The sequence below is a fragment of the Acinetobacter sp. P1(2025) genome, from assembly GCF_051390655.1.
Taxonomy (GTDB): Bacteria; Pseudomonadota; Gammaproteobacteria; order Pseudomonadales; family Moraxellaceae; genus Acinetobacter; species Acinetobacter junii.
The window spans coordinates 1-7,339 of record NZ_JBPKBJ010000113.1 but is presented as its reverse complement, the minus strand read 5'-3'; the positions used below and the strand labels follow the sequence as shown (position 1 = coordinate 7,339).

Below are 7,339 nucleotides of genomic sequence, written 5' to 3'. Positions count from 1 at the left end.
TCGAGATTGGATTGAATGTCTCTTAAGCTTTGCCGACAAGAAAGTTGGGACATCAATATGGCAACAAACTGATCCCAGCGGGTGGCTGATCTTAATTTTTGCCCAGAGTGGTGTAGTTTAGCCAGACGTTCAAAATCTTGTCTTAGAATGGGTTTGAGTAATTGATGAAATACGGTATTCTGATGTGACAAAACCTGAGTCCTTTATAGTTAAAATGTTTGTTTGCACTCATATTTTAACTATTTAGACTCAGGTTTTTTTATTTAGAGCAAACTATGGGACAGTAGTGAGTTTATACTCGCTTTTTTACAGTTAAATTGTAGCCCTAAACTAAAATAACGTATCATTAAACGATTAAAATAACGAACCTAAATCTTAAAAAATGAAATCGATCCAAGTTTTAATTTTATTTCCGTTGTTTATTTCTGGATGCAGTATCAGCACCCCAACACATTCACAAGAAAATTCTACTTCAATCTCTCAAGTTCAGAAATTATCAACCGAAATACGCTGTGAAGACTTACAAAACTCAGCTTATCAACAAACCATCTTGCAGTCGATTAACGAAATTCGGCAACAAGCGCGTCAATGTGGACAACGACATTTTTCAGCAACATCACCCTTAGTATGGAATGAACATTTGGCTAGAAGTGCTTATGCTCATGCCATAGATATGGCTCAATATAATTTTTTAGGGCATCGTAGTCAGGGCGGTTTAGACCTCAAAGCTCGCTTGAAACTTTATCAGTTTAAAGGACGCGGCGGCGGTGAGAATGTTGCACGTGGGCAGAAAAACTTGAATGAAGTATTAACTACTTGGCTAAACAGCCCCATGCATTGTGCCAATATAATGAATCCTAAATTTACAGACTATGCCGTGGCATGTACCTTTGACTCCACTGAAAAACAAAAGCCATACTGGGCACAACAATTCGGAATTCGTTAACAGGAAATACCTATGCAAAATGGCTCGATCATTCCTATTTTTCGTATCTTTGACATTAAATTAGCACAATCATTTTATCTTGATTATTTAGGCTTCCAAATCGATTGGCAGCATACTTTCGGGGACAACTTCCCTGTTTATCTGCAAATTTCCAAAGACGAGTGCATCCTTCACCTATCTGAACACTTCGGTGATGCGAGTCCGCATAGTGCGATTCGTATTTACTGGGAGAATCTCAGCTTGTTAAAAAATGAACTTGAGGTCAAGGATTATAAGTTTGCTAAACCCCAAGTTGAAAAAACAGATTGGGAAACATTAGAACTGAGTATGACTGATCCCTTTTCCAATCGAATTATCTTTTGGGAAGATGCTTAATTAGTCCACTAAAAGTTGATAATGAAAGACTTTAGAAATAATTTTCCACTCACCCTGCTTTTGTACCAATGTAAGTGCATCATAAAAATATTTAGATTCAATCACACATTCAACATGTACCATCGCTAACTGATCATGAATCAAATTGATCGCAATTACCTTATCTTGTCTTAATTGGTTTTGAGATGCGGGTGAAATACGCTTTTCCACGATAGAGAAATAAGTATCCATATCTAACTTAAGCATAGGCTCATCCGTAGCGTTGATATAAGTTGCGTCGGAATGAAATACGTCCTGCAATTTATCCACATCACAAAAGTACAAACCATCAAAGTATTTTTCGAGTTGCTGTTGAATCTTAATTATCGGATTATTTTGCATCTTATGTACCTATTCTTTGTCTATTACGTATGGTCGAAACTGATTCGCCTGCCACACCCCAGTTATCTGTATCAACTTCATCAATGACCACAAATGTAGTAGCTGGGTCTTTATGAAGCACCCGAACCACTAAATCTGTAGCCTCTTGAATCAACTGTTGTTTCTGTGCAGTAGAGACATTTTCTTTGGTGATTTGAATTAAAATATAAGGCATGCGGATCTCCTTTTATAATTTTATAGATGATAAGAACACTAAGATGCTTCGGCTACTATTGCGTCTTGAACCGTTTGACGATGAGCAATTCGCTGCATAAAAGCTGTTAAATGAATAAAATGCCCAAGATCAAGACCAATAAAGTCAGCCCAGCGTGTCACCACAAACAGATAAATATCAGCAATGGTAAAATTACTTCCCGATAAGTAGTTTTGCCCATCTAACTGTTGATCAACCCATGCATAGTGTTTATTTAAAATTGTACTAAAGATAGTTTTAGATTCTTCGCCATAGGATTCATGGAAAAATGGTGAATATGCTTTATGAATTTCTGAAGCAATAAAATTCATCCAAGAAAGTGTTTGATAACGCTCTACTGTGTTTATTTCAGGTAATAAATCCTTACGTTCGAATTGATCAACAAAAAACTGACTAATCACAGCACCTTCCGTTAAAAAAGAACCATCTTCAAGCTGTAATACAGGTACTTGACCCTTCTTATTGAGTCTATAAAAGTCCTCACCTAGTTCAGTTAAATGCTGTTGCAAATCGACTTTGATTAAATCAAATGGAAACCCAAGCTCTCTTAAAACGATATGTGGGGCTAGAGAACAAGCATTTGGTGAATAAAACAATTTCATAAAAATAACTCCATACAAGATATGGGAATCATCTTATTGTTTACTTTTATGTGCTTAAATAGCTTACAACTCAAATCATTTTTTACATGGTGTAATGAATGAATCACCCTCTAAAACGAATGATGTTTAGTAGCGTCGAATTGTTTTGCTTAGTAGCAGAATATGAAAGCTTTTCTAAGGCAGCCTTACATGCAGGTGTGAGTCCAGCAGCGGTCAGTCGCTCAATTGCTCGATTAGAGAAGCATTTAGCGACTCCATTGTTTGTAAGAACGACTCGACAAGTCCGTTTAACTGCGCAAGGAAAAATCTATTTTGATGAATGTAAACAAGCGCTGAATCAAATTTTAGAAGCAGAACAGCAACTCAAAAATCAAACACAGCAACCCTCTGGTTTAATTCGTATCAGTGTTCCAACACCATATGGACACTATCGCATCCTACCGTTATTGGCAAAGTTTTCACTGCAATATCCAAGCATCCAAGTAGATGTTCAACTCACCAATAAAAATGTGGACTTTATAGCAGAAGGATATGATCTGGCGATTCGTGGACGACAATTTGCTGATTCAAATTTGATTGCACGGCAACTAGAACAGGCTGAACTGATTGTAGTGGCGTCGCCTGAGTATTTAAAACAATTCGGAACACCGCAAAGCCTTGAAGATTTACAGCATCATCAATGTATTCAGTTTGTTCTTCCCAGTACAGGGAAAAACGTTCCATGGCTATTTAACTCGAATCAACAAATAATTGAATATCAAAGTGCGGGAAATATTCGTTGCCTAGACGATATTTTAGGCACGGTTACACTGGCAAAACACAGCGCTGGTTTATTACAGACCTATCGTTTTATTGTAGAAAATGAGCTTAAGAATGGAGATTTGATAGAAGTGCTTACAGAATTTTCAGGCACTTCACGCCCATTTTCTTTACTTTATCCATCAAAAAAACACGAATCTTTCCATATTCGTGTTTTCATCGATTTTCTACTTAAAGAACTAAAATCTTAAAAACATTCATCCAAATTACTTTTATCACCCGCAAGATATTTACGCTGCAATTCCGCATAGACTTTTGTATTTTTAAATTCAGTCAGAAATTCAATCGTGCCTTTAGGGAAAAATTCAGTTTGAATCTCACCTCGATAATAGGCTTCTCGCATAGGCGTAGCTGAAATAGAATCCTTTAAACTATCCAACTCAACCATTTCCCATTCTGGGAATAAAGCTAAATAATATGAAGATTCATCTTTGAAATGACCAATTAATCCTACTTTTGCATTTGGCTGAACCACTTGATTGACCAATGTTTTGACTTGTTTGACCCATTTTTCATCGTTATACACATCAACCACATGCACGAAATGAATCCGCTTCTGATCATCTTCTGAAAAGTTAGACAGAATCATTTGCTCACGTTCATGGGCTAAAAATGGATTTTTGATATTCCGTTCCGATTGCGCTGAACCTAATGCCAAGATCACGTTCTGACTTTGCTGTAACGCAATTTCAATGGTTTGTAGATGTGCCAAATGAAAAGGCTGAAAGCGTCCAATAAAAACAAGATAGTCAAATGTGTACATAGGCGTAATTTCACTTTTTGTGAACTCATCAGTTGCACCATGTAACGCAAATATGCGACATAATGAGAGCACTTTAAAAATCAATCTGGATTAAAGCAAGGATAGTACGATGACACTTAGCTGTATTCAACAACCTCATCAACATTTGCAAGCAAATATAGAAGATGGCGTACTCACCTTAGCCATTAACCGTTCAGAAGCCAAAAATGCACTTTACGGTGAACTTTATCTTTGGATTGCAAAAGCATTAGATGAAGCTGATACGAATAAAGATGTACGTGTTGTGATTTTCCGTGGTGCAGAACAAGATTTTACTGCGGGTAATGATATGAAAGACTTCATGGGCTTTATGCAAAAGCCATATGAAGGCAAAGCGGGTGATCAACCTCCATTTGTATTATTAAAAGCTGCGGCTCGTTTTTCTAAACCACTGATTATTGGAGTGAAAGGCGTAGCGATTGGTATTGGTGTAACAATCTTATTACATGCTGATATCGTATTTGCAGACAATACTGCCCTATTCCAAATTCCATTCGTAAGCCTAGGCCTTTCTCCTGAAGGTGCTGCGAGCCGTTTATTGGTCCAACAAGCAGGCTATCAGAAAGCGGCTGAATTATTATTCACAGCGAAGAAATTTGATGCTGCAACAGCAGTAAAAGCAAATCTCGTGAATGATGTCGTTGAAGATGTTTATGCAACCGCACAACAAACAGCTCAACATTTAGCAGCATTACCTTTAGCGTCTCTAAAACAAAGTAAAGCGCTAATGAAAAAAGACTTAGCTGAAATTATTGCTTGCGTCGATGAAGAAGCTGAAATCTTTATGCAGCGTGTACGCTCACCTGAAATGATGGAAGCGGTACAGGCCTTTATGCAAAAACGTAAACCTGATTTTTCCCAGTTTAATTAAGACTTTCTGATTTAAGATTTGGAAGGATTTTTCCCTCCACAGTTGTTTAATAATAGGAGTCCATCATGTGTAAACTATTCTCAACTTTTTTTATCTGTACCATAATAATATTGTTCAGTCCTGCCACATTTGCTAAATTTTCAATTGAGGGACAGATTTCACATCTGAACCATCAACAATTTGAACTTATATCACCATCAAAATATTTAACCATTACTACACAAGATTGCCATTATATCTTGACAACTCCTGAACAAGCCCACCTAGAAATTACTGATGAAGAAGCTTTAATCAAAGGATATCTATATTTTAAAAATGATCGTTGCCCAGTAACTTTGATACGTGCAAAAAATAAAGGTTTAGTACATCAAAATGATCTTTTCACTCGAGAGTTTACAACATCTCGTGCTGATCTATACCCAGCAGCACAAGCACAAAAACCCTCTGCAGCTTTACTTTTAACTAATAGTAATAAAGCAAAAGTTAAAAATAAACTTGCCTGTCAAAGCTTCGTAAAATTAATCAATAATGATCAGTATAGAGATACCGAGATCGCACAATATACTGTTGTAACACGTTTAATTATGAAACAGCATTTATCAAATCAAGTGAATGATTGTGATTATATTTTGGAAAATTATGATTATGAAAAAGCTGAAAAAGAACTCACCAGTACACATCCTGATCTTGATCGTCTAGTTGGTCCAATTTTAGTCGTTTATCTACCAGATCAAACCAAATTTAGTTATTTAATTGATTTATCACAATTTACTAATCAAGAATTAATTCAATTGATGCAAAACTGGGCTGATCTAATTAATCAATCAGCTATGATACAGCCACAAGCCACAACAAAAAATGATACACTCATTGAACAAGATACAGTTATTACACCTTTACCTTTTGATCAAATCCCATTTTTTAATACACTTTTTTCAAAGATTAAAGTTTTTACCAATATCGTAAGTTGTGCAAGTGTAGGAACAACTTATATTATTTCAAAAACTTTAGGAGATTCATTTAAATCTATTTGTAAAATAACCCAATCGAATGTCTAAAGATGAGTAATTTTTCTATCTCCAAAGCAAGTATAATCTTTTTATTCTCTTTCTTTTTACTCCTTACACCGAAAGTGGTATGGAGTAAAACATTTGCATTGGTTATTGGTAATGCGAATTATCAACAAAAATCACTCAAATTAGACACATCAGTCAATGATGCAAGAAGTGTTACAAATAAATTACGATTAAATAATGTAGAGACCAGTTTTATTTATGATGCTGATCGTGATCAATTAGAAAAAGCAATTCAAGCTTTTGAAGCGAAAATAACGCCATATCAGGATCGGGTACTGATCTATTATTCAGGGCATGGTCTCTACCAACAAGGTCAAAATTTTTTACTTTCAACTGATTTCCAAATTAACCAAAATATTAAACAACGCGCAATTGCTGTAGAAGATTTGATTCAACGTCTAAATCAACATCATGTATTAAGTCAGATCTATATAATTGATGCTTGTCGTACTATTATCGATCAGAAAGAAGCACCCTTACAACTCAAAGCCTTAGAAATTGGTCAACAACCGCTTGTCATTATGCATGCAACTAGCCTCGATCAGACAGCAGATCAGGGCTACAATAATGTGAGCCCATTCACTCAAGCTTTATTAGATGAATTTGATTATTCACAAACTAAAACGATTACTAATATTTTCAATTCAATCAAAAACCGAGTTTCTCGTTTAACCAATCTTACTCAAATACCTCAACTGTATAGTTTTGGAAATAATGATTTTAAGTTAATTGAGCAAGATAAACAAAAAATTAGGCAACCCCCTGCACCACAAGATATTCGTTTTTTTATGCGTGAGATTTATAAAGTCAATAACTCACTTATCAATGAACGAGGACAAAAGAAACTAGCTCAAATTGCAAAACAAATCCGCCCTGATTATCCTCCTATTATTTTCATTTCAGTTATGAGTGATTTAGCAAGAATAGAAAATGAGGAAACAGGAGAAATAGCTCCTCCCCCACGTAAATTAGCTGAACGATTAGCTGTCGCTCGTGCAAATAGCTTTAAAAATATATTGGTAAATGAATATAACTTCAATTCTAATACAATTACAACACAGGGTGGAATCGTGATCGAAGATAATGAAACTTATAATGAGTTTACGCCAATCTCAACTTTTAAGTGCTTGAAATAAAAAGGACATAACCCAATTTTAGTTTCGACCAAGAAATCAAAGCAAAGTTATGTCCATTGAAGAATTTATCATTTTTGT

Annotated in this window: 11 protein-coding genes; 6 read left to right on the top strand and 5 right to left on the bottom strand. The window is 35.5% G+C overall.

All coding sequences use genetic code 11. The features are described 5' to 3' along the window. Positions 1–191 (bottom strand): DUF4372 domain-containing protein (locus ACSC97_RS17315; protein ID WP_436662180.1); only part of this gene is annotated, 191 nt, incomplete at its 3' end. Positions 192–382: 191 nt separating this feature from the next. Between ACSC97_RS17315 and ACSC97_RS17310 the strand changes: the two genes are divergently transcribed. Next, positions 383–946, top strand: coding sequence for a CAP domain-containing protein (locus ACSC97_RS17310; protein WP_436662178.1), 564 nt, complete (start codon positions 383–385; stop codon positions 944–946). Between the two features lie 12 nt (positions 947–958). Further along, entirely contained in the window at positions 959–1,321 is a 363-nt protein-coding gene (locus tag ACSC97_RS17305; protein WP_436662176.1) for a glyoxalase superfamily protein, read from the top strand. Here the strand turns inward: ACSC97_RS17305 and ACSC97_RS17300 are convergent, their stop codons facing one another. The 3 genes from ACSC97_RS17300 to gstA are packed head-to-tail and all read right to left on the bottom strand — an operon-like array spanning position 1,322 to position 2,557. Further along, positions 1,322–1,702 (bottom strand): nuclear transport factor 2 family protein, encoded by a 381-nt coding sequence (locus ACSC97_RS17300; RefSeq protein ID WP_436662174.1) that lies wholly within the window; start codon positions 1,700–1,702, stop codon positions 1,322–1,324. Between the two features lies 1 nt (position 1,703). Continuing rightward, entirely contained in the window at positions 1,704–1,916 is a 213-nt protein-coding gene (locus tag ACSC97_RS17295) for a tautomerase family protein (protein ID WP_004913529.1), read from the bottom strand. A gap of 38 nt (positions 1,917–1,954) precedes the next feature. Then, the gene (gstA, locus tag ACSC97_RS17290; protein WP_436662172.1) at positions 1,955–2,557 is read right to left on the bottom strand and encodes a glutathione transferase GstA; all 603 of its coding nucleotides are present in this window, start codon (positions 2,555–2,557) and stop codon (positions 1,955–1,957) included. 98 nt (positions 2,558–2,655) lie between these two features. Here gstA and ACSC97_RS17285 point away from each other — a divergent pair, with 98 nt between their 5' ends. Next, entirely contained in the window at positions 2,656–3,567 is a 912-nt protein-coding gene (locus ACSC97_RS17285) for a LysR family transcriptional regulator (protein ID WP_436662170.1), read from the top strand. Here ACSC97_RS17285 and ACSC97_RS17280 read toward each other — a convergent pair. Then, positions 3,564–4,139 carry a nicotinate-nicotinamide nucleotide adenylyltransferase gene (locus ACSC97_RS17280; protein ID WP_004959777.1) on the bottom strand — a complete coding sequence of 192 codons (576 nt, stop codon included), beginning with the start codon at positions 4,137–4,139 and terminating at the stop codon, positions 3,564–3,566. The two genes, ACSC97_RS17285 and ACSC97_RS17280, sit on opposite strands and share 4 nt — an antisense overlap. 109 nt (positions 4,140–4,248) lie before the next feature. Here ACSC97_RS17280 and ACSC97_RS17275 point away from each other — a divergent pair, with 109 nt between their 5' ends. The 3 genes from ACSC97_RS17275 (at position 4,249) to ACSC97_RS17265 (ending at position 7,261) form a co-directional block, all read left to right on the top strand. Further along, the gene (locus tag ACSC97_RS17275) at positions 4,249–5,049 is read left to right on the top strand and encodes an enoyl-CoA hydratase-related protein (RefSeq protein WP_436662168.1); all 801 of its coding nucleotides are present in this window, start codon (positions 4,249–4,251) and stop codon (positions 5,047–5,049) included. Positions 5,050–5,114: 65 nt separating this feature from the next. Further along, a complete protein-coding gene (locus tag ACSC97_RS17270; protein ID WP_436662167.1) occupies positions 5,115–6,107 on the top strand; it encodes a hypothetical protein in 993 nt (330 codons plus the stop codon). 2 nt (positions 6,108–6,109) lie between these two features. After that, complete coding sequence (locus ACSC97_RS17265; protein ID WP_436662165.1) at positions 6,110–7,261, top strand: caspase family protein; 1,152 nt, start codon at positions 6,110–6,112, stop codon at positions 7,259–7,261. Positions 7,262–7,339 lie beyond the last annotated feature (78 nt).

Bases quoted from the DNA above. Each gene is read 5' to 3' on its own strand.
- ACSC97_RS17280 (WP_004959777.1), bottom strand. From the start codon at position 4,139: ATGTACACATTTGACTATCTTGTTTTTATTGGACGCTTTCAGCCTTTT.
- ACSC97_RS17310 (WP_436662178.1), top strand. From the start codon at position 383: ATGAAATCGATCCAAGTTTTAATTTTATTTCCGTTGTTTATTTCTGGA.
- gstA (WP_436662172.1), bottom strand. From the start codon at position 2,557: ATGAAATTGTTTTATTCACCAAATGCTTGTTCTCTAGCCCCACATATC.
- ACSC97_RS17285 (WP_436662170.1), top strand. From the start codon at position 2,656: ATGAATCACCCTCTAAAACGAATGATGTTTAGTAGCGTCGAATTGTTT.
- ACSC97_RS17265 (WP_436662165.1), top strand. From the start codon at position 6,110: ATGAGTAATTTTTCTATCTCCAAAGCAAGTATAATCTTTTTATTCTCT.
- ACSC97_RS17300 (WP_436662174.1), bottom strand. From the start codon at position 1,702: ATGCAAAATAATCCGATAATTAAGATTCAACAGCAACTCGAAAAATAC.
- ACSC97_RS17270 (WP_436662167.1), top strand. From the start codon at position 5,115: ATGTGTAAACTATTCTCAACTTTTTTTATCTGTACCATAATAATATTG.
- ACSC97_RS17295 (WP_004913529.1), bottom strand. From the start codon at position 1,916: ATGCCTTATATTTTAATTCAAATCACCAAAGAAAATGTCTCTACTGCA.
- ACSC97_RS17275 (WP_436662168.1), top strand. From the start codon at position 4,249: ATGACACTTAGCTGTATTCAACAACCTCATCAACATTTGCAAGCAAAT.
- ACSC97_RS17305 (WP_436662176.1), top strand. From the start codon at position 959: ATGCAAAATGGCTCGATCATTCCTATTTTTCGTATCTTTGACATTAAA.